The organism is Flavobacterium phycosphaerae (assembly GCF_010119235.1).
Taxonomy (GTDB): Bacteria; Bacteroidota; Bacteroidia; order Flavobacteriales; family Flavobacteriaceae; genus Flavobacterium; species Flavobacterium phycosphaerae.
This window is the reverse complement of sequence record NZ_JAAATZ010000001.1, coordinates 2406922-2428653: the sequence shown is the minus strand read 5'-3', so window position 1 is coordinate 2428653 and position 21732 is coordinate 2406922. Positions and strand designations below refer to the sequence as shown.

The following is a 21732-nucleotide window of genomic DNA, read 5'->3' as shown; positions in this document are numbered from 1 at the left end:
CACTATAAATCTTTACGGTTGAATCTTCTGAGGGAAATAAAAAACGGAATGATGGCCCAAAAACAAAGCAGTAAAAAAGAAACGGTCAGTCCAATGGTTGTGCCGAAAAAATCTTTAAAAATAGCTCCGGTATAACCCATCATCGCGGAAACGTCGAGGTGCAATAAAATTTGGATACGAGCCAAGTCAATCGGACTCAAAGCGGTAACGCCTACCATCGCATTTTCGATAGGATAATCGGAAAACTGGAATAACAAAAACAGCACCATACCGTCAAACAGCAACGCAAAATAGAGCCAAGTCATAATAGCAATCCCAATTCCTTTGGCCTTATCACGCGTCATTATCGAACTCAGAAAAGCTAAAGCCACGAACACGACGGAGATCAAACAGCCAACCACAAGCATCATCAGTCCTACTCCATCGGGAGAATTAACCAATAACGGAATGCCGGCACCAACAAAAAAGGCCAATATCATAGACAATGAAAGTCCGAAAAACAAACTCAACCATATCTTTCTACGTTTAACCGGTTGGCTCAACAACAATTCAATAAACTCTGAACTGTTGTATAAATAAATCGTGGAAAACAATATGGAAACTAAGGGAACGGTAAATAAAATTACGTTCAATATCGTGAGTATTCCTTTGGCGGAATTGTCTTCTAAAGCAAAGGAACTCCAAGACAACACAGCCAAAATAAGCGTATAGGCCAATACGATTTTGTTCTTCAGTATGTCGAGCAAAATGATTTTAATGATTCTGTTCATCTTTGTTTTTCTTTAGGATTTGGGCAATGGCTTTGGATATTTTATCTTCTCCGGTTTCTGATTGTAACAAGTCGACTTTTTTATGAAAATAGACCTTTCCTTCCTGCATGAAAATAATTTCGGTAATCAAATCATCCAACTCGCTTAACAAGTGGGAAGTAATAAAAATGAGCTTACCTTTCTCTTTTTCCTTTATGATTTTTTCTTTCAGAATTTCAGAAGCCAAAGGATCTAAACCGGCTGTCGGCTCGTCTAAAATCAAAACATCCGGGTTGAACAAAAAGGCCAAAACAGCACTTATCTTTTGGGTAGTTCCGCCGGATAAGGTGCGCATTTTTTTATCGTACATTTTTTCGATTTCAAAAGCTTTCAGCAAGTCTTCATCCAACTCACTTTGACAGTTTCTGATTTTTTTAATCATGTCGATAATCTGACCGATACTCATGTTATCCGGATAGCGGCCAATTTGTGGCATATAACCAATGTTTTCTCGGTACAAATATTCTTTGAGCACAGTTTTTCCGTTAAATTCTATTGAACCTTTATCGGGCAAAACCATTCCGAGTATAGATTTAATCAAAGTGGTTTTTCCGCAACCATTTGGTCCGATTAGCGCGATGCATTCCCCTTTTTTACAGGAAAGATTCACATCCGAAAGCACTTCGAGTTTACCGAATTTTTTATAAATATTTTTTATTTCAATCATAGTGGTAGTGACTTCATTAGGGGCGTTTTGTCAACAAAATTATCCGGAGTTATGCTGGGCAGTACTTTTTCGGATTTGTCCAGTAAGGTAATCATAAAGCTTCGGTAGAGTAACATGGTGGAAGCATTTTTTTCGGTCAACACCGCAAATAAGCTCAAAGGATGGTAAGGCACATCTCCTACTCCGTTTTTATCTAAATCGTAGCCTTCATATTTATCCCAATAATTGCTGTTAAAAGTGTTTAATACCAAGCTTCCGTTGGTGCTGATATCAAAAGTATTTTTAAGATAGTTGTTGTTTACAATTTCGTTATCCATGCAACTGGCTTGAATCTTCATGCCCCAGCCGTTGGATATAAAATCATTTTTTTCCACTTTCATTCGGGAGGTCCCTTCCATGTAAATTCCGGAAGTGTTTTTGACAAACTTATTGTTGAAAATATACCCGTCAGCGATTTCTTTGAGCAATAAACCATAAGCGGAATCCCCCCAGTTTTCTTCAAACGTATTGTTAATCATTTTAACCTCTTTGGAAAACATAACAGCTACTCCGGCTCCGTTGTTTTTAAACAAATTGGTAATATAGGAATCGTCATTGGAAAACATAAAATGCAAGCCGTAACGAATATTTTGGGCGGAAATGTTTCTCCAAATCACCGAATTGGTTACAAATTCAAAATAAATACCGTCACGATGGCCCGAAATGGTATTGGCAATAATTTGCAAATTGTCACTTTTCCAGCAATGAACACCGTTTCCGATGAGTTGTTCTTGGGTGCCGTGGGAAACTATATGGTTTCCTTTTACAATGCAATTAGAACAGTTTTGCAGATAAATACCAAAGAAATTATTGTCAAGACGGTTGTTATAAATTTGGACAAACTTTTTGTTATACACTTTGATTCCACACGGATCGTCTAGTGCTGCAAAACCGGAGTTGATAATTTTAAACCCCTGAACTACTACACTATCCGCTTTAACCGATAAAACTTCGCCTTTCTTTTGGGCATCTAAAACCGGGTAATCCTTTCCCAGAAAAGCAATCTTTTTGTAGATTACTATGTTTCCTTCTCTATACAATCCTTTGTGCACCATAACGGTATCACCATCTACAGCAAGGGCAATGGCTTTTTTAATACTTTTTACGGGATAGTGACTTCCCACATGAATGGTGTTGGCCATCATTAGTTGAAAAGCAAAAAGGCAACAAGCTATATAGAGACTATTTTTCATTAGTAACTGCTGTAAAGTTCTTTCCAGGTTAACAATGCGGCTTTATATTTTGACTGATAATCTTTGGCTTCTTTTTCGGAAGTAAAAGCTATGGCATTGCCATGCATCGGGCTGTTTATGGTCCCTCCTTGTAGAAAGAAAGATTTCTCAGCCGGAATCAATGTATTGGCCATTAAATAATCGGAAACAAAAAAAGCTTTATAAGGCACTACTGTGTTTGACTTTGCAAAATGAATCATACAAGCAACATCGTCAAATTTGTAGTATCTGCCTTTTTGGGTAATCAGTTCGGCTCCATATTGGCCGTTGGAGATAGTCATTTTACAAAAATCGCATGCGTCAGTATTTAACTGAATTGGCTTAGGTTCGCCGGAAACACAAGAAGCGAGCACCAGTAAAAGGGCAAAGAAAAGCATCGGTTTTTTCATGAGACTATTGTTTTTTCTTTAGCAAATTATATTCTTTAACTACAATGAACAAAAGCAACACGGCTGCTCCGGTCATCAACCATCCTCCTGTATCCGGAATAGAATAGGCACCAAAATTCAATAACTGTTTGTACCCTAATAACGGTGGCTGATAGGCCATACCCGGAACTTTAATAGCAGCATTAGGATCTAAATTGTGTCCGTATTCATAATTCCAACGGTAAAAATCTGCGGCGGCTAAAAGTATGAATCCAATATAGGTAAATAAGAAGATTTTCACTCCTTTGCGTTTATTGATAAAAATCAAAAGCAATGAAACTAAAGCAAACAGTCCAAAAACAACCGGTAATACCTTGAATTCGGGGAAGTTTTCGGTATGCAACGTTGACATACCAATGTAATGATTCAATCCGTTGATAATATCTACATCACCTCCTATTTTGTTGGCAAACAATTGCAAGACCAATCCTTCCGGATATTGAGGGGCTTCCAATTCTATTCGCCACATCGGAACAAACAGTGAACCGGCAAAGAGCGCTGCTACCATCAAAAGTAACGCTTTTGACAGTAAGGTAATTTTTTGAGTTTTCATAATTGAAAAATAAAAAGGAGCAATTAAAAATTGCTCCTTTGATGAAATGATTTCTATTTTTGGTCGGGAGCAGGTAAATTGGTTCCTAAACTATAAGTTAACGGAACATTGCTTCCTGCCGGAGATACTCTCAAGTACCCTTGCATTTCTTGGTGTAAGGCACTACAGAAATCGGTACAGTAGAATGGGAACATCCCTACTCTGTCCGGACTCCATTTAAGCGTTGAAGTTTCCCCAGGCATAATTAGCAACTCAGCTGTGCTGGCTCCTTTGATGGCAAATCCGTGAGGAACATCCCAGTCTTGCTCTAAGTTAGTGATGTGGAAGTATACTTCATCTCCCATTTTTATACCTTCAATATTATCCGGTGAGAAGTGAGAACGGATACAAGTCATATACACATCAACACGTTTACCGTTACGAACCACTTTGGTTTCTTTTTCTCCTTTGGTTACAAACGGGTGTTTGTTGTCATCCAGTTTGTAGAATTTAAGTTGGCCGTTATTTCTAATCAAGTCAGCCGGTGCCGCTTGAGCGTAGTGAGGCTCTCCAATGGTTGGGAAATCCAAAATCAATTGCATTTTATCGCCGCTGATGTCAAAGATTTGAGCTGATTGGGCTAACTCAGGTCCGGTTGGCAAGTAACGGTCTTTAGTAATTTTATTGTACGCGATTAAGTATTTTCCAAATGGTTTTTTACTGTCACCACCAGGGATACATAAGTGACCAACAGAATAGTAAGTTGGAACTCTGTCTAATACTTTAAGCGATTTGATATCCCATTTTACTACTTCAGAAGATACGAAGAACGTAGTATAAGCATTTCCTTTTCCGTCAAACTCGGTGTGTAATGGTCCTAAGCCCGGTTTTTGAACTTCTCCGTGAAGCGCTGCTTCATATTTAACAACCGGAATACCATCATATTCTCCTTCAAATTGTTTGTTTTTGATAGCATTTTGCAATTTATCAAAACTAAACACCGGAATTAAAGCGGCCAATTTTCCTGAACCTACAATGTATTCTCCTGTTGGGTCAACATCACAACCGTGAGGTGATTTTGGACAAGGAATCATATAACAGATATCTTTCAATTCTTTAGAATCTAAAATCAATACTTGTGTTTTGATTTCAGAAGTGGCGGTATGCGTGCTTTCATTATATACGTTATGCGCATATTTGGTTGGAGTCAGTTTTCCTTTTCCGGCTTTGATATACTCTTCTGCTTTTTTCCAGTTTACGGCCATGATAAAATCTTTATCTTTTTGCGAAGCATTAACTTCTAACAAGGTATTGGCTTGTTCTGTATTGTAGCAAGAGAAGAAGAACCAACCGTGAGATTTTCCTTTACCGGCGTGAGACAAGTCGAAGTTCACCCCAGGACATTGGATTTGGAAAGCAATATCCATTTGGCCTTCCTTACCTACTTTTACAAAGCTTAAGTGACCTTTAAAGTTCTTTTTATAAGTATTAATCGGAACATCACCATTTGAATTATCAGCAGGTACACTAAAACGAGTTCCCGCTACTACATACTCTGTATTCTCAGTGATAAAAGGAGAAGAGTGATTCCCGGCGCTGTTAGGCAACTCGATGATTTCTTTGGTAGTAAATGTTTTTAAATCAATTCGGGCGATACGTGGCGTATTGTTGGCATTACCAAAAACCCAACGACCGTCAACTTCACCATTAGTTTGTGACATTTCGGTATGGTGTAAATCATCCCATGGCACAAATCCGTGCGAGGTGTTTAGCATTGGTTTGGTTTCTTCATTGTAACCGTACCCTTTTTCAGGATCTACAGAGAAAACCGGAATTACACGGAATAATCTTCCGCTTGGCAAACCGTACACACTTAATTGTCCGCTGAATCCACCGGACACGAAGTTGTAAAACTCATCGTATTTTCCCGGAGCTACATAGGCCTTTTGAGCAGCATCACCGCTCACGGCATCTCCGGAGTTTTTAGGTTTACAGGAAATGAGCAAAGCACTCCCCATAGCAATAGTGAATATTGCTTTTACAAATTTATTTTTCATTTTGGTATTGGATTAGATTAACAAATCATTTAAACTCATCACAGAGTTTGACCGGTTATTTTAGTTTATTTAACGCCGTCTATTTTTCGCATATACTCCAAAATATTTCTGGCTTCTGTATCATTTAAGCCTTGATTTGGCATACGTACTAAACAAATTTCTAATTGCGCCTGTACCTTTGGATCTTTGTTTATCATTGGGTCAGGATTGGTGATGAAATTCATAATCCATTGAGGTTGGTGACGTGAAGTAACTCCTTTCCAACCAGGTCCGACTAATTTTTCATCAGTCGCTTTGTGGCAAGAAGTACATTTTACGCCGGATACTTTTTCACCTTCCGTAGCCATGGCTTGATCTAAAGTAGCTCCTAAGTCAACTTTGTCAAATTTTCCTTCTCCTCGGTTTGGATCGTAAGAAGACGGATCAGCTTTGGTTGTAGCCTCTTCTGTTGTAGGTTTTGAAAAATCATCGCCTGATTGTTCCTTTTTGCCACAAGATACAAATAGTAAGCCCACAGCAATAAATAATGATAGTTTGTACATGATAAATCTGTTTTAAAATTTCTTATACAAAGTTGCGGATTAAACAACTGTTAATTTATGACTGAAATCATAACATGAAAAATTTCACAAATAAAACAGTATCCTTTTTCAAAGTGGAAAACCTGAAAAGTATGATATATATCATTTTTTTAGAGTACAGTATGTTACGAATTTTGTACAGTTAAAGACCGTAGATACATTTTCAAATGAAAAGCAACGAAAGCTTACCATTAAAAGTAGCCAATCAGCTCAAAAAGGACGCCTTGTTAAAGGATGTCGAGATAGCTGTGGCCATAAGCAATCGTGAGGTCTTGGTTACCGGTAAGGTCGATAAATTTTTCAAAAAGGAATTGGTATGCAAGCTGGTAAAAGAAGTAACCGGAATTAAAAATGTAGTCGATGCCATTGAGGTAGTTATACCTGAGGAAAATCAACCTCAAGATAAAGATATTATAGCCTCTATTGCCGAGAAATTGGAGAAAAACTTAGGTAGTTCTTATAAAAATATTGACGTTGCTGTAAATGCCGGTCATGTAGTGTTGGATGGCATATTAAAATGGCACTACCAAATACTATTGGCAACGGAATGTATTGCTCTTATTGATGGAATTGTGACTATTCAAAACAACATTACTACAGGTGCTGTTACTGAGCTTCTTCTTAGTGAAAAAGATATCTTAGCAGCTATTTACAAAGAGAAAATGATTACTGCTGATATTACTGTGGATTTGAATGGCCGAAAAGTAACACTAACCGGAAAAGTTCCGACAGCCGCCCAGAAAAATCTGGTGGAAAAAATTGTAACTGACCTCTCCGGCATAGAGGAAGTGGTAAGCAAACTACAAATAGAGAACAACTAACCCTCTTAATTCTTTAGTCGCTCCAGTTTTTGTTCGTTAAGAATAATAATAGTACTCCCCTCCTTTTTGATTAATCCTTCATCACAAAAATCTGTCAGTGTGCGACTTACAGTTTCTTGTGCGGTGCCGGTCATGGCAGCCAAGTTATTGCGACTTACCGTTACACTTTTATCATTGTTGCCCTGCTGGCGGTAAAATTTCAGTAGTCCCTCGGCTACTCTTTTTCGCACCGAATTGTAGGCCAATTGCATTAAATGATCTTCTTTTTCCCTAACCTGATTGGATAATATTCTGATAAACTTTTCGCCTACATCGGGATACTGGCTGATGAACTCTTCAAATTGAGCAATCGGAAATAATATAAGTTGGGAGTCTTCAATAGCAACGGCACTGTCAAGATAAACGCCTTCAGCAAACAAAGCGTTGATGGCCAAAAAATCATCAGGTTCAAAAATTCCGGTAAGCAATTCGCGACCCTCTTCAGTCATTTTGATAGTCTTTACTTTTCCGGATAGCAGCAACCATATTCCTTTTACACTTTCACCTTCGTCATAAATAACGTGTCTTTTTTTGACTGATTTTACCTTTCGCTCATCCAAAGCTTCCTTAAGTAAACCTAAACCGTCTTGTTTTAAGATAAGCTCTTTGATTTTTTCAAAAGATTTGCTGTAAAAGTCTTGTTGAATCTGTTTCTTTTTTAATCTACTTTCAATTGCATTGATTAATTCCACATCATCAAAAGGCTTGGTAAGATAATCATCAGCGCCCATCTCCATCCCTTTGCGAATGTCAATTCTTTCCGATTTGGCCGTAATAAAAATAAAAGGAATGGCTTTCGTTTCTTCATTGGAATGCAATAGTTCAAATACACCATAGCCATCCATACCGGGCATCATAATATCACACAAGATAATATCCGGTTGGTTTTCAATGACAATTTCTGCTCCTTTTTTTCCGTTGTCAGCCTCAAAAACGGTATAGCCTGAAAGACTCAGGATTTCAACAACATTTTCGCGAATGTCGTTGTTGTCTTCAATGATTACTACTTTCGTCATAGTTTGTCAAATAAAAGTGTGAATACTGTTCCTTCATTTACAGTACTGTTAAAAGTTATCTCTCCACCCATCAGCGATACATGGCGGGCCACGATGTTAAGTCCGAGTCCGGTGCCGGGTATACTTCCGGTATTGTGTGCTCTGAAGAAAGCATCGAAAAGGTATTTTTGATCTTCTTTCGGAATTCCGATACCATTGTCCTTGACCGTTATGGTACACTTATTATCATTAAGGGCTGTAATGAATTCAATTTTTGCATTATCACCCGAATATTTTACCGCATTGGTAATTAGGTTTACTATGGAGTTTTTCAATAAATTTTTATCAAGAGTGACTTGGGTTTGTTGTCCTTTGTGTTGATAAGTAATAATCTGAGCTCCTTTAACTAGTAATTGCATTTCTTCAGCAATCTCTTCCCCTAGTTCACTAAGATCAAAGTCGGTATAAGCCGCAGCTACTTTACCGCTTTCCAGTTTTTCCAGTTGAAGGAAGTTATTGAGTATGAAGGTTAGTCCGGCCACCGAACTCTTTATCTTTCCTATATGTTTACTTATATCTTTGCTGTCAAAGGGTTGCGCATATTTGTCAATCAATGACGCCGATAAAAGGACAGCGCTTAAAGGGGTGCGAAATTCATGTGACGCCATCGAAAGGAACCTACTTTTCAAACGGTTGAGTTCTTTTTCATTCTCAAGTGAAATACTGATTTGTTCCTTAGCGTTTTCTAATTCCTGTATGGTATCATTTAATGATTGTGTTCGCCTTTCAACTAATTCTTCCAGGTGCAAGGCATAGTCTTTCAACCTCTCGGTGTCTTCTTTTTGTTGGGTAAGATCGTGTATAAAACCAACATAAAACGTTTGATCAGTATAATGTACTTCGCTTACACCAAGTTGCATTGGAAATTTAGTACCATCTTTTCTAAGGCCTGTCACTTCTCTTCCGATACCAATAATTCTGGGTTTGTGAGTAACATCATAACGATGCAAGTATTGATCATGTTGCAGGCTATCCGGTGGTGGCATTAACATAGAAATGTTTCTTCCAATCATCTCAGAAGGCTCATAACCAAAAAGCTTACTGGCCGATGGATTTACGTGTTCAATTATCCCTTTGGTATCAATGGTTATGATACCGTCAATGGCATTTTGTACAATCGCCTGTAGTAATTCAGAGTTTTTCATTTTTTGGAAAGGCTATAGCGGTTGGATTTCAAATTTAAGCATTTAAATCTTATTTCATCAAAATTTAACTACAATCAGGGACATAATACTTGGTATTTTCAAAAAAACAGTATTCTTGACTACCGTCATATTTTTATAAAGAGCTGTCCTTTAGTTTTGTCCGAATAAAAGAAAACTCTTTAAGTAAACTACTATGGGAACGGAAAAAAATACCGTTAATGTACTGCTGATAGGTGATAATATCGAAACTCGAATTGTGTTTAAAAACGCCTTATCCAAATTAGACCGGTTTTGCCATATTGGAGATTACTACTGTTTAGAAAAAGCGGTGACCAATGCTGCAAAATCACACGAGACTAAACCGGATATCATTTTTCTGGATACCAACATTGATTGCAGTGATGAAGTTAGAAAAATAAGAAACTTGGACAGCTTTAAGAATTCTTCGCTAATCGTTTATGATTCCAATTCAGTTTTAAAAGATACCAACGCTATATTTTCTGAAGGAGCTGATGCTTTTATCAACCAACCTTATGATTTTTCGAGACTTAAAAAGGTCATCAGCACCTTTGTGGATACTCATTTTACATCCAACGGTTTTGAAGGAAACAGACAAACTTATTTCCTGTAATTTTCTTTAAAACATTTACATTTACACAACTTGATATAGCTTTGACTTTTTATCGGGATTTATTTCAAATAAAGAATTGGTAACTCCCAAGAAATGAGCAAAAAACAACTTTTTATTACTTTCAAGTGATTTTTTAACAGTAAAATCATATAAAAACTCAAAATAAAAAGTTAACTTTGGAAAACCACAAAATGCCTCCATTAATAGTAAATTATTAATATTTCTTTTTTTTTCAGAGAAAGAAGCCGGTTTATATTATACTAATATTATGATTGGAAAAAAGGCGCTTTTTGAATTCTTCAAAATTTCACCAACTCCCAGTTTGGTACTATCTCCTGATGCTCCAAAATTTACCATCGTTGATGTAAATGAGGCTTATCTTGAAGCTACCAATTCAAAAAGTAGTGATTTAATAGGAAAAGGAATTTTTGAAGCTTTTCCGGACAATGATAACGACCCTAAGGCAGATGGCGTCAAAAACTTATCTCAATCGCTGCAGACGGTTATTAAAACAAAACTTAAGCATAAAATGGACATTCAAAAGTATGATATTCCTATTCGGGGAACATCCGCTTTTGAAATAAAATATTGGGAACCCGAAAATATTCCTTTGTTGAATGATGACGGGCAATTAAAATTCATAATCCATACGGTAAGAGATATTACAGAAAAAATAACCGCCCAAAAACAGATTAAAGAGTTTGAATATTTTTTTAACAACAGTAATGACTTTTCCTGTATTGCCAATACTGATGGCTATTTTGAAATTACCAATTGTAGTTTTAATAAAATTTTAGGGTATTCTGAAAACGAACTAATCGCAAAACCCTTCATTGATTTTGTGCATCCTGATGATATCGACAACACAATGGAAGCCTATAGTCAATTAAAATCAGGAGCTACGGTAATTCATTTTTTTAATCGTTACCGCAAAAAAAACGGTGAGTATATTTGGTTAGATTGGAATGCTACTCCCAATAACGTTACCGGAAAACTCTATTGTATCGCCAGAGACTTTACAGAGCGCAAAAAAGCAGAAGAGGCTCTTAAATTACTAAACGAAGAATTAGAGCAACGTGTACAAGAACGAACTTCAGATGTTGAAAAAGCGCTGAAACGATTTGAATATGTAACCAAAGCTACTTTTGATGCCATTTGGGACTGGAACCTAATAGAAGATAAAATTTATTGGGGTGATGGTATTGAAAAAATATTCGGCTACAAGTTGTCCGAACTGAAAGATGAAAGTATTGCTTGGACTCAAAACATACATCCGGAGGATATTAAAAAAATAACGGCCAGTTATTATGCCACAGTTAAAAGCAACAAAACCAATTGGATTGAAGAATACCGATACAAAAAAAGTAATGGTCAGTACGCTTATGTAATTAACAAAGGAATTGTAATTCGGGATACTAAAGGCAAAGCTATACGAATCATCGGAGCCATGCAGGACATTACCAAGAGAAAAGAAGAAGAATTGCGATTAAAACTGTTAGAATCGGTAATTACCAATACCAATGATGCCGTAGTTATAAAAGAAGCCAAACCTTCTAAAAATGGAGGGCGTAAAATTGTTTATGTTAATGAATCGTTTACCCGCATGAGCGGTTATACTCAGGAAGAAATTATTGGCAAAACACACAAAATATTACAAGGTCCTAATACCGACAGTAAGGAATTAGAACGTTTTTACAAATCTCTTGATGAGTGGAAACCTTGCGAGGTAACTATCATCAATTATACCAAAACGGGTGAAGAATATTGGGTACAACTCTCTCTAAATCCGGTAACTAATGCCGAAGGAGAATATACCCATTGGATTTCTATTGAACGTGATGTAACCGAGAAAAAAATTGTTGAAGAAGAATTACTAAAACGATTAAAAGAAATATCCGATTATAAATATGCCATTGATGAATCCTCAATAGTGGCTATTACCAACCAAAAGGGAATTATCACTCACGTGAATGATAATTTTTGTAAAATATCCAAGTATGACCGCGAAGAATTATTGGGTCAAGACCATCGCATCATTAACTCCGGTTACCATCCGAAAGAATTTATAAAACGGCTTTGGACCACTATTGCTAAAGGTAAAGTATGGAAAGGTGAGTTAAAAAACAAAGCCAAAGACGGATCCCCATATTGGGTTGATACCACCATAGTTCCTTTTTTAAACGAAGATGGTAAACCTTATCAATATGTAGCCATACGATCTGATATTACTGAAAGAAAAAATCAGGAACAAAAAATAATAGAAACGACACAGCTACTTTCAGAAACTCTGGAAAGTATACAAGATGGATTTTACACGCTTGATAACCAATGGAATATAACCTATTGGAATAAAGAAGCCGAAAGGATATCCGGTAAAACTAAAGACGAAATGATTGGTCGAAACTTTTGGGAGTTGTATGAAGGCCGTATCTCTGAAAAAATTCACACCGCATTTTATAAAGCCAAGGCTCAAAATAAACCGATCAGAATTGAGGTGTATTCTAAAATAACAAGAAATTGGTTTGAATTGAATGCCTTTCCTTCCATAATGGGATTGACGATCTATTTTAAAAATATAACCGAAAGAAAAAAGACCGAATCTAAACTCAAAAAAATAAATCGATCGTTAGAAAATCACGTCAAAGAGCTAGCCATATCCAATCAAGAACTGGAACAATTTGCCTATGTTGCTTCACATGATTTACAGGAACCGCTGCGAATGGTTACCAGTTTTCTTTCTCAAATTGAAAAGAAATACGAAGACGTATTGGATGATAAAGGTAAAAAATACATCTTCTTTGCCGTAGACGGAGCCAAACGAATGCGTCAAATTATACTGGATTTATTAGAGTTTTCAAGAATAGGTAAATACGAAACCAAACTGGAAGAAGTTGATTTGAACTCAGTAGTGGAAGAAATCAAACTTTTGTACTATCAACAAATTGAAGAAAAGAAAGCAACAGTAAATAACGAAGTTTTACCCAAAATAAGGACGCATTCCGCTCCGATAAAACAAGTTTTTCAAAACTTAATCAGCAACGGACTCAAATATTCAGCGCCGGGAATAAATCCAATCATTACCATTTCATGTCAGGAAACCAACACAGCATGGAGATTCGAAATAAAAGACAATGGCATTGGTATCAACAAAGAGTATTTTACTAAAATATTCATCATTTTTCAGCGTTTACACAACAAGGAAGAATACTCGGGAACCGGTATGGGACTCGCGATTACAAAAAAAATTATTGAAAATCTAAGAGGTCATGTTTGGCTAGAATCAGAAGAAGGAAAAGGAACCTCGTTCTTTTTTACTATTCCTAAAAAATAAAATATTATGACGAGACCCATTCACATTTTACTGGTAGAAGACAACGAAGGAGATATTCTTTTAACTACTGAAGCTTTAGCAGAAGGCAAAATAATCAATAAAGTAAGTGTTGCTAAAGACGATAAACAGGCTATAGATTTTTTAAACCAAAAGCCCCCTTTTCAAGATGCGGTAGTGCCTAACCTGATTTTGCTCGACATTAATTTGCCTAAGAAAAACGGCCATGAAGTATTACAATACGTCAAAGACAGTAAAAATTTCAGGCACATTCCTATTATTATGCTTACCACTTCCTCCTCAGAGAAAGATATAATTGAAGCTTATAATCATTACGCTAATTGTTTTATCACCAAACCGGTAGATGTCAATGAATTTATGCAAGCAGTCGCCAAAATAGAAAGTTTCTGGATTAGCGTAGTACAACTTCCTTAAAAAAAACTAGTATGAAACCTATTAAAGATCATAAGCCCTATCAAATTCTGATTGTTGAGGACAACTTAGGCGATTACACGCTCATTGTAGACTATTTGGAAGAGCGTTTTGAGTCACCTGTAATTTCATGGGCAAAAAATTTTAAAGATGCTAAGACCATACTAACGGATAGCAACATCAAATGTGATTTAATATTATTAGACTTAACATTACCGGATAAAAGTGGTGAAGAACTCATTACCGAAATTATACAGCTCAGTCATGAAATTCCGCTAATCATTTTAACGGGTTATTCGGATATTAATTTTGGAATTAAATCCTTATCCCTTGGGGTTTCTGATTACCTGATTAAAGATGAATTGGATTCGAATTCTTTATACAAAAGTATTGTTTACAATATCGAGAGAAAGAAAACACTATTACAACTCGAAACCTCTGAAAGACGCTACAGCGATTTGTTTCACTTGAGCCCACAACCTATGTGGGTTTACGATATTGAAACACTCCGGTTTTTAGATGTAAACTTAGCTGCAGAAAAGCATTATGGATACTCTTTACAGGAGTTTTTGGGAATGACCATTAAAGACATCAGACCTGAAGAAGACATTCCGGAGTTAATTGAAAGAGTAGAATTTCTTAATCAAACCAAAGGCTCCTACTCTATGGGCACCTTCAGGCACAAAAAGAAAAACGGTGAAATTATTTATGTTGAAATTCAAAGTAACACCCTGCCTTTTCAAAATACAACAGGTCGAATTATATTGGCTAATGATGTCACCGAACGATTTACTTATATTGACGCCATCGAAAAGCAAAATGAGAAACTAAAAGAAATTGCCTGGATACAATCACATGTGGTTAGAGCACCGCTTGCTCGAATGATGAGTTTAATAGATATTATCAAAAATTACGGCATCGATGATAATGACAATGAAAAACTATTAACGCACCTATTAGAATCGGCAGAAGAATTAGACATAATTATTAAAGACATCTCAAGAAAATCAGAAGGTATAAACCTAAATAAAAAGTAGAAAACCAAATCAGTATTTTTTTTCATTCATCTGCTAATATAAACCACTCGTCTACATTATTACGTTATTCAACTATAGCTAACGACTGTCAGACGAAATTAAGAACAAACTCAACACCATTAAAATATTTTTGTAATAGAATAACTCCCAAAATCTAATGGTAAAAACATTAAAAATACTATTCATTGAAGATGACTCCATTGAAATTATGAAATTCAACAGAGTCATATCCGCATTGGGATTAACACATCAAATTATTGAAGCCAATAACGGAGAAACTGCATTATCCCTTTTAAAAGAAAAGGATAATTTGCCGCACATCATAATATTAGACCTGAACATGCCAAAACTTAACGGAATAGAATTTTTAACCATTTTAAAAAATGATGCTTTATTAAAATATATTCCAACTATAATCTTAACCACTTCCAGCAATTTTAAGGATGTGAAAGAATGTTACAAAATTGGCATTGCCGGATATATTTTAAAACCTCTGAAATACGAGGACTATGTTTTTAAAATTCAAAAACTATTGGAGTATTGGAGTTGTAATGAATTGATAACGGAATAAAATTAATCGTTTTTCAAAGCAAAGGTATTTTATGGCTGACTTACAATTTACTTTTACGGGGCCTACTTTAAATCATATTTTTCCCTTCTATATCCTAATTGACGAGAATTTGACAATTAAGAGTTTTGGGAACAGTATGGCTAAAATAATGCCTGAATTGGAGGAAGATAAATCGTTTACAACCTATTTTACGATAGTCAGACCTTTTAAAGATAACGTTACCCCCGAAAATTTCAAATCACTCCTCAATCAGTTAATAGTACTTACCTCTAAAGGATTTAATGCTATAACATTAAGAGGCCAGTTTGAGCAACAAGCCAACGGATTTCTTTTCATTGGATCGCCTTGGTTCATGTCTTTGGAAGAAGTTGACAATAAAAAATTGGAAGCTACTGATTTTGCTTACCACGATTCATTATTAGATATACTGCATGTTTTAAACAACCAAGAAAAAAACAACAATGAATTAAAAAACCTCATCGAAACTATTGATAAGCAAAGAAAGCAACTCAAAATTGATAAAGACGAATTAAACAAACTCTCTCTGGTAGCCAGTGCCAATAAAAATGGTGTGGTTTTTACTTATCCGCAAGGCGATATCTTTTGGTGCAACGAAGCCTTTGAATATCTTACCGGATTTTCAAAAGATGAAATTATCGGTAAATCACTGATTGAAGTAGGCCGAGGCAAATTATCCAACAAGAAAGAGATTTATAAAATGATTGATGCCTTTTATAAAGGAGAAGCTTTTGACGTTGAATACATACATACCAAAAAACAAAAAGGAACCTTCCGTTCCAAAATAACAGGTCAACCTATTCTGGACTCTCGAGGCTTAGTATTACAGTACTTTGCTATTATTGAAGATGTCACGCTCGAAAAAGAAAGAGAAGAACAATTAGTACTACTTTCCTCTATAGCTGAAAAAAACAGTAATCCTGTACTCATTTCAGATAAAGATGGAAAAATTGAATGGGTGAATTCGAGTTTTTTAGAACTAACCGAATACTCCTTAGAAGAAGTAATAAAACAAAGACCAGATGTTTTGTTACACGGCCCGGAAACTGATTCGAAAACCATAAATTATCTCAATGAGCAAATCAAAAACGGATTACCTTTTTACTGTGAGATTATAAATTATACCAAATCCAAACAAAAATACTGGGTCCGCATTCAAGGACAGGCCTTACACGATGAGTATGGTAAGATTAAAAAATATTTCACTATACAAGAAGATATTTCCTTTGAAAAAGAATTCAGTCAACAACTTATAGAATCCGAAAACCGATTAAATACTTTGATTGCCAACCTGCAATCCGGAATTTTGTTTGAAAGTGATCATAATAAAATACTATTGGTTAATACCAAATTCTGTTCTTTGTTTGAAATAGATGCCGATCCTGAAGTGCTCAAAGGATTGGATTGCGAGATGATAGCTGTGGGAGTAAAAGATTATTTTAAAAATCCGGATCAATTTTTAACCCGAATTAAAGAAACCTTAGAGCAAAAAGAAATTGTTATTGCTGAAGTAGTTGAACTTACCGATGGCCGCATACTCGAAAGAACGTTTATACCTATTTACAAAGGAGAACGATTAGACGGTTATTTGTGGAGTTATGAAGATGTAACCATCAAGAAAAAATACCGGGAAAGTCTGGAAGCCGAAAGAGAAAAGTACAGCAATATTATTGCCAATATGAATATGGGACTCTTGGAGGTCGATAGTCATGATATTATTAAATTAGCCAATCAGTCATTTGCCGAAATGAGTGGCTACACCACTGATGAATTGCTGGGACATAAAGCCTCTGAATTATTTTTAAACGAGCAAAGCATAGCCATTTTTGAAGAAAAGATAAAAGATCGGTCTGACGGGCTCTCAAACTCCTATGAAATCGCCGTTAACATCAAAACCGGTGAAGAAAAGCATTGGCTTATCAGTGGGGCCCCCAATTATAACGTAAATGGGGAAATCATAGGTTCTATTGGTATTCATTTAGATATTACCGAACAAAAAAAGCTGGAGCATCAAAAAGAACAATTACTAAAACGATTAGAAATACAAAACGAGCGCCTAAATGAATATGCGCATATGGTATCCCACGATTTAAAATCTCCTTTGCGAAGTATTCATGCCTTGATTACTTGGATCAAAGAAGACAATGAAAAGTTGTTTAATAAAGAAACCAACCGCTATTTTGAATTAATTGAAGACAAGGTTGAAAAAATGGATAACCTGATTCAGGGAATTTTGATGTATTCAAAAGTAGATTCCAGCAAAGAAATTACAGAAAAAATAGACTTAAATGAAATAGTAGAAAACTGCATTACCATTATTCATATTCCTGAACATGTGGCAGTAACGATTAAAAAGAAATTACCAACACTGGAAACGGACCGTTTCAGAATGCAACAATTATTTCAAAACTTAATCAGTAATGCCGTCAATTATATAGATAAAAAAGAAGGGCTGGTTGAAATATCATATGTAGAAAATGCAAAAGATTATGTTTTCTCTATCAAAGATAATGGTCAAGGAATTGACACTAAATACCAAGCCAAAATATTTGATTTATTTCAGTCTTTTTCAGATGAAGAAAAAGCAACCGGGATTGGACTTGCCATTGTAAAACGAATAATTAACAATTATAATGGCGATATTTGGATAGAAAGTACGGTAGGAGTTGGCACTACTTTCTTCATTAAACTACCAAAGCATCATGGAAAAGCCTAATATTGAATACATCTTAAAACTTTCAAGAAATGATAAGGTGATAAAACAAAATTTTATCAACATCCTGAAATTTGAATTGCCTATAGAAATTGACGCCTATTACGTGAGTTTGCATCTCAAAAAATGGTCACAAACAATGGGTTGCATTCATAAATTAAAAAATAAAATAGCTATTTTAGGGCTTGAAAACAGTTATCATTTAGCCGATGAATATGAAAAATCGGAACCCAATAGTAGAAAAGATTTACAAATTGAATTTGAAAAAACACTAACTTTAATGCAGCATTATGTAAACTGCCTATAACCCAAAGCATATGAATTGTATTATTATAGATGACGAAATGATGGCCCGAGCGGTAATAGCTCAAATGATTTCATTACATACCGAACTTACTGTCGTAGAAGAATTTTCTAACGCCATAGAAGCCATTAAATACTTAAATAAAAACGAAGTAGAAGTTGTATTCCTTGACATACACATGCCCGATTTTACCGGTTTTGATTTCATAAACACCATCAAAAATCCGCCAAAAATTGTCCTGATTACTTCGGATAAAAATTTTGCTATCAATGCGTTTGAATACGATTGTATAGTTGATTATCTGGTAAAACCAATCACCGAAGAGCGTTTTGAAAAAGCCATGCAAAAATTAAACTGGCGAGTAGATACTCCCAAAAAAGAAGGCGCACTTGTTGATGATAAAATGCCTGCTGACAAAACCAATGAGTTTTATGTCAATATTAGTAACCGTTTGATTAAAATTGATATTCCAACCATAACGATAATCAAAGCCAAAGGAGATTACATTAGTATTAAAACGGATACCAATTCTTATACGGTACACACCACCCTGAAAAAAATTGAAGAGAAATTACCCAAAAACCTGTTTTTAAAAATCCATCGCTCCTATATCATCAATACCAAAAAAATTATTGACATCGAAGACAACAGTGTGTTAATTGGTAAAGATGTGATTCCGGTAAGTCGAGGTAATAAACCCGAGTTAATGAAACGACTTAATTTATTGTAGTCAAGTAGCTTAAATTTATATAGTACCAAAGCCCGAGAGTAAACTAGGAACCAAAACTTAGTTTACTCTTTTTTTATGCGTATTATCGATACCAAAACCCTATAAACAAGCATTATATCGATAAAAAACACCTTTTGTCTTTCAAAAAAAACCATTCGTCTACAGAAAAGCGATACTCAACCGAATTTGAAAAACCTGCAGAACCATTTGTAATAGATTTGCTATAACAAACCCGAATTAGTATCATAACTTAACCCCTAATGTCATGAAAACAATTACTCAAAATCAGATGAAATCAACACGTTGCATCAAACTGTTTTTACTTGTTGTTATTGGTGCTTTTAAAATGCAAGCGGCTACTGTATCAACTGTTAAATCAAAATATTTTGCAGAAACCAACCGTGTTTGGCTAAATGTAACCAATACCAATGGTGCCTTCTCACAAACCTTATTTGGTTACCGTACAGGAGCCACTGACGGTTATGATAACGGTTATGACGGTGCTTATTGGAATGATGGTGCAGTCGCTTTAGCTTCACTTATAGGAGATACCCGATACGCTATCCAATTCAAAGGGCTCCCTTTTTCTGTTAATGATGTGGTCCCTTTAAGTTTTACAGCCTCTCAAGGCGGAACTTATACCTTTGCTATTGATCATATGGATGGCTTTTTTACCTCCTCAACATTTATCGTTTACCTGCACGACAAGTTAACCAATACATATACTAATCTAAAAACAGGAAACTATACTTTTACCAGTAGCAGCGGTAGTTATAACAATCGCTTTGAGTTAACCTATGCCACAGCATCCTCATCTTTAGGAACTGTAACTAACGAGTTCTCAGCCAGCACGCTTGAAGTTTATCATACTGCTAATCAATCCGTAGTTATAAAATCAGGAGATACTATGTTAAATACCATACAGCTTTATACAATTAATGGCCAGGTATTATATGAAAACAAAAAAGTTCACGCTGCTGAAACTACTATCAACAATCTTAACATTACGCAACAAGCAATAATTATTAGAGCCACAACAGAAGACGGCAAAACCGCTGTCAAAAAATGGCTTTATTAGCAAAGAAAACCCTCAGATTTGAGGAAATTCAAGGGTGGTTTATTATATTATTTATTTATTTGACACTAAACCGTTCCGAGAAATCGGGACGGTTTTTAAACTAAATCTTAGCTAAAAGCCCTCTATCAAAAACTACCATGCAATCTGTCGCACAAAAAAATATATTACCTCATGAACACTATTTTCCACAGCCCACAAGATAATCATTTAGAGCATTTTAACACTATTGGATTACTATTTCAGAATCGTATTTACCTGAACAAAAATGACGAATTAGTACAATTTGACATCAGCGAGATTAGAAGAATTTATTTCAAAAAACAACGAAACATAAAAAACAACTCTTTCTTATTCATGCTTTCCTGCATTTTTGCAACGGCCACTGTTTTTTTGGAAAAATATTTAGAACAAAATTATAAGCTTCCACTTTTTCTGTTCTCCGGAATGTTGTTAGTATACTCTTTGGTTAAGAAAAGTTATCGTTATGAAATTTTCCTGATAACATCAAATCATAACTTTACTTCTATACATGTAAATGCCGCTTGTAAAGATCAGGCATGCGAACTTATCTCTTTAATCAAGAGAAAAATTAAAAAGAACAAACAATACCAACAAGCCAGTTAGACAAAAATTACAATGCAATGGGAGTCTACAAATCAAAATTTGGGATTATAAATGAAAGTAACTTATTGCTTTATAAACTAAAGCATCAAGCCATTTCGTTGAATGCTATTGTTGAAGTAAAAATCAGTAAGAAAAAACAAGACTTGAATTATTTTTTAAACTATTTTAAAAGTAATGATTATGATTTTACTATTGTGTTGGATAATCAAGAACAAATTGAATTCTCATTTAACAAAAAGAGTCTGAACAATGCTGCTGCTTTCAAAAACAGAATTCTGCATATGAAATTTAGCCTGCAGGATACTATAAAAGAATAAAACAGGCAACCAACTGCTTAGCAGTACAAGTTGCATACGATTTAAGGGTTATAAATTGAACTTTGAGTTGCCTGTTTCTTTATCATTTAAGTTGTTATAAATTGAGAAAACCCTATATACTACGACTTAAACCTCAATTTGATTAGTTGAAAAAATTAAAAAGCATTTTTAAAACCGTCTCTTTAAATCGAGGCGGTTTTTTTATGACAGGATGTAAATTTTAAAACTTATACAAAAAATACTGTAACACCTTTTCAACTCATTATAAAGAACTTAGCCTAACAGTATTATTACTTAAAAACAGTAATCATGAAAACATCTTATACACTAAGCCTCCTTTTCATAGTAATAATAACAAATCTATGGATACTGCAACAGACAGAACTATCAAGCAAAAAATCAGTTGCACCACCACTACAGCCAATTACTAAACCCGAAAGTATAAAAGATGCTTCAATAGTAACTAAAGAAGATAAAGCGGCAGAGATAGTAGCTCCTTTCAAAGTCTTGTAACCTTTATGATGAGAGATGAATAATCAAAAGT

General features: G+C 35.3%; 22 protein-coding genes. 13 read left to right on the top strand and 9 right to left on the bottom strand.

Going from position 1 to position 21732, the window contains the following annotated elements; genetic code table 11:
- Positions 1 to 2 precede the first annotated feature (2 nt).
- The 7 genes from GUU89_RS10815 to GUU89_RS10785 form a co-directional block, all read right to left on the bottom strand.
- Positions 3 to 770, bottom strand: a complete 768-nt coding sequence (locus GUU89_RS10815) for an ABC transporter permease subunit (RefSeq protein ID WP_162127922.1) — start codon at positions 768 to 770, stop codon at positions 3 to 5.
- A complete protein-coding gene (locus GUU89_RS10810; RefSeq protein ID WP_162127921.1) occupies positions 754 to 1476 on the bottom strand; it encodes an ABC transporter ATP-binding protein in 723 nt (240 codons plus the stop codon). Before GUU89_RS10810 ends, GUU89_RS10815 begins: the two co-directional genes overlap by 17 nt.
- Positions 1473 to 2708, bottom strand: coding sequence for a nitrous oxide reductase family maturation protein NosD (locus GUU89_RS10805; protein ID WP_162127920.1), 1236 nt, complete (start codon positions 2706 to 2708; stop codon positions 1473 to 1475). The genes GUU89_RS10810 and GUU89_RS10805 overlap by 4 nt, the downstream gene beginning before the upstream one ends.
- Positions 2708 to 3136: a nitrous oxide reductase accessory protein NosL gene (locus GUU89_RS10800; RefSeq protein WP_162127919.1), complete on the bottom strand. Its 429-nt coding sequence runs from the start codon at positions 3134 to 3136 to the stop codon at positions 2708 to 2710. The genes GUU89_RS10805 and GUU89_RS10800 overlap by 1 nt, the downstream gene beginning before the upstream one ends.
- 4 nt (positions 3137 to 3140) lie before the next feature.
- Positions 3141 to 3728: a hypothetical protein gene (locus tag GUU89_RS10795; RefSeq protein ID WP_162127918.1), complete on the bottom strand. Its 588-nt coding sequence runs from the start codon at positions 3726 to 3728 to the stop codon at positions 3141 to 3143.
- 53 nt (positions 3729 to 3781) lie between these two features.
- Positions 3782 to 5764 (bottom strand): Sec-dependent nitrous-oxide reductase, encoded by a 1983-nt coding sequence (gene nosZ / locus GUU89_RS10790; protein ID WP_162127917.1) that lies wholly within the window; start codon positions 5762 to 5764, stop codon positions 3782 to 3784.
- A 65-nt stretch (positions 5765 to 5829) separates the two neighbouring features.
- Positions 5830 to 6306 (bottom strand): c-type cytochrome, encoded by a 477-nt coding sequence (locus GUU89_RS10785; RefSeq protein WP_162127916.1) that lies wholly within the window; start codon positions 6304 to 6306, stop codon positions 5830 to 5832.
- A gap of 206 nt (positions 6307 to 6512) precedes the next feature.
- Between GUU89_RS10785 and GUU89_RS10780 the strand changes: the two genes are divergently transcribed.
- Entirely contained in the window at positions 6513 to 7166 is a 654-nt protein-coding gene (locus GUU89_RS10780) for a BON domain-containing protein (RefSeq protein ID WP_162127915.1), read from the top strand.
- Positions 7167 to 7171: 5 nt separating this feature from the next.
- Here GUU89_RS10780 and GUU89_RS10775 read toward each other — a convergent pair whose 3' ends face one another.
- Both GUU89_RS10775 and GUU89_RS10770 read right to left on the bottom strand, forming a co-directional pair.
- Positions 7172 to 8221, bottom strand: a complete 1050-nt coding sequence (locus GUU89_RS10775; protein WP_162127914.1) for a response regulator — start codon at positions 8219 to 8221, stop codon at positions 7172 to 7174.
- Positions 8218 to 9405, bottom strand: a complete 1188-nt coding sequence (locus GUU89_RS10770; protein WP_162127913.1) for a PAS domain-containing sensor histidine kinase — start codon at positions 9403 to 9405, stop codon at positions 8218 to 8220. The genes GUU89_RS10775 and GUU89_RS10770 overlap by 4 nt, the downstream gene beginning before the upstream one ends.
- Before the next feature lie 193 nt (positions 9406 to 9598).
- Between GUU89_RS10770 and GUU89_RS10765 the strand changes: the two genes are divergently transcribed.
- The 12 genes from GUU89_RS10765 to GUU89_RS10710 all read left to right on the top strand — a co-directional run bounded on the left by GUU89_RS10765 (position 9599) and on the right by GUU89_RS10710 (position 21701).
- Complete coding sequence (locus tag GUU89_RS10765) at positions 9599 to 10036, top strand: response regulator (RefSeq protein WP_162127912.1); 438 nt, start codon at positions 9599 to 9601, stop codon at positions 10034 to 10036.
- Between the two features lie 268 nt (positions 10037 to 10304).
- The gene (locus GUU89_RS10760; protein ID WP_162127911.1) at positions 10305 to 13367 is read left to right on the top strand and encodes a PAS domain S-box protein; all 3063 of its coding nucleotides are present in this window, start codon (positions 10305 to 10307) and stop codon (positions 13365 to 13367) included.
- Between the two features lie 6 nt (positions 13368 to 13373).
- Positions 13374 to 13799, top strand: coding sequence for a response regulator (locus GUU89_RS10755; protein WP_162127910.1), 426 nt, complete (start codon positions 13374 to 13376; stop codon positions 13797 to 13799).
- An 11-nt stretch (positions 13800 to 13810) separates the two neighbouring features.
- Positions 13811 to 14833 (top strand): PAS domain S-box protein, encoded by a 1023-nt coding sequence (locus GUU89_RS10750; protein WP_162127909.1) that lies wholly within the window; start codon positions 13811 to 13813, stop codon positions 14831 to 14833.
- 157 nt (positions 14834 to 14990) lie between these two features.
- Complete coding sequence (locus tag GUU89_RS10745; protein ID WP_162127908.1) at positions 14991 to 15404, top strand: response regulator; 414 nt, start codon at positions 14991 to 14993, stop codon at positions 15402 to 15404.
- A gap of 31 nt (positions 15405 to 15435) precedes the next feature.
- Positions 15436 to 18138, top strand: coding sequence for a PAS domain-containing protein (locus GUU89_RS10740; RefSeq protein ID WP_162127907.1), 2703 nt, complete (start codon positions 15436 to 15438; stop codon positions 18136 to 18138).
- Complete coding sequence (locus GUU89_RS10735; RefSeq protein ID WP_162127906.1) at positions 18125 to 18442, top strand: Hpt domain-containing protein; 318 nt, start codon at positions 18125 to 18127, stop codon at positions 18440 to 18442. The genes GUU89_RS10740 and GUU89_RS10735 overlap by 14 nt, the downstream gene beginning before the upstream one ends.
- A 10-nt stretch (positions 18443 to 18452) precedes the next feature.
- A complete protein-coding gene (locus GUU89_RS10730; RefSeq protein WP_162127905.1) occupies positions 18453 to 19169 on the top strand; it encodes a LytR/AlgR family response regulator transcription factor in 717 nt (238 codons plus the stop codon).
- Positions 19170 to 19434: 265 nt separating this feature from the next.
- The gene (locus GUU89_RS10725) at positions 19435 to 20247 is read left to right on the top strand and encodes a hypothetical protein (RefSeq protein ID WP_162127904.1); all 813 of its coding nucleotides are present in this window, start codon (positions 19435 to 19437) and stop codon (positions 20245 to 20247) included.
- A 171-nt stretch (positions 20248 to 20418) separates the two neighbouring features.
- Entirely contained in the window at positions 20419 to 20871 is a 453-nt protein-coding gene (locus GUU89_RS10720; RefSeq protein ID WP_162127903.1) for a hypothetical protein, read from the top strand.
- A gap of 17 nt (positions 20872 to 20888) precedes the next feature.
- The gene (locus GUU89_RS10715) at positions 20889 to 21188 is read left to right on the top strand and encodes a hypothetical protein (protein ID WP_162127902.1); all 300 of its coding nucleotides are present in this window, start codon (positions 20889 to 20891) and stop codon (positions 21186 to 21188) included.
- 309 nt (positions 21189 to 21497) lie between these two features.
- Positions 21498 to 21701 carry a hypothetical protein gene (locus GUU89_RS10710; RefSeq protein ID WP_162127901.1) on the top strand — a complete coding sequence of 68 codons (204 nt, stop codon included), beginning with the start codon at positions 21498 to 21500 and terminating at the stop codon, positions 21699 to 21701.
- The last annotated feature ends 31 nt before the right edge of the window (positions 21702 to 21732 follow it).